At 45.4% G+C, this 714-nt stretch carries 1 protein-coding gene; it reads right to left on the bottom strand.

Annotated features, from left to right (window positions below; translation table 11 throughout):
- Positions 1–99: 99 nt before the first annotated feature.
- A partial coding sequence (gene yaaA, locus R7Q46_RS27045) for a peroxide stress protein YaaA (RefSeq protein WP_318078239.1) occupies positions 100–714 on the bottom strand: 615 nt, incomplete at its 5' end.

The following is a 714-nucleotide window of genomic DNA, read 5'->3' as shown; positions in this document are numbered from 1 at the left end:
TGAGGCTTAAAAAGCCCAAATAGAAATAACAAAGGGTTGGCAGTGCCAACCCTTTTTCGTTTGTGTAGCTTTCAATTAATAACGCGTATTGCGCTTCAATCAGTTTTGCTCTTCACGTTTAAATACCAAGTCTGTTGGTGTCGACTCTTCCTCAACGAAGTAGTAGCCAGCGGTATCAAACTTCGTTAAATCCGCCACGCTCTCAATGCGATTTTCGATGATGTAACGCGCCATCATGCCACGCGCTTTCTTCGCATAAAAACTGATCACCTTGTATTGGCCATTCTTACAGTCTTTGAAAATTGGCGTAATCACTTGTGCATCCAAGTTCTTTGGCTTCACCGCTTTAAAATACTCATTCGACGCAAGATTGATCAAAACATTGTCGCCTTGCTCAGCAATCGCTTCATTGAGCTTGTCGGTAATCACATTGCCCCAGAACTGGTACAGGTTGCTACCTTTATCGTTCGCCAGTTTTGTTCCCATCTCCAGACGGTATGGTTGCATTAAGTCGAGCGGTTTGAGCAGACCGTACAGGCCAGATAGCATGCGTAAGTGTTTTTGCGCGTATTCGAAGTCCGCATCTGATAGTGTTTCAGCTTCCAAGCCCGTGTACACATCACCTTTAAACGCAAAAATGGCCTGACGCGAATTCTCCGTTGTCAACGTTTCGCTCCACTCTTGGAATCGCCCGACGTTCAGATCGGCTATCTT

The organism is Vibrio sp. 811 (genome assembly GCF_033339195.1).
The sequence above is the reverse complement of the archived record's forward strand: the minus strand, read 5'-3'. Positions and strand labels throughout refer to the sequence as shown.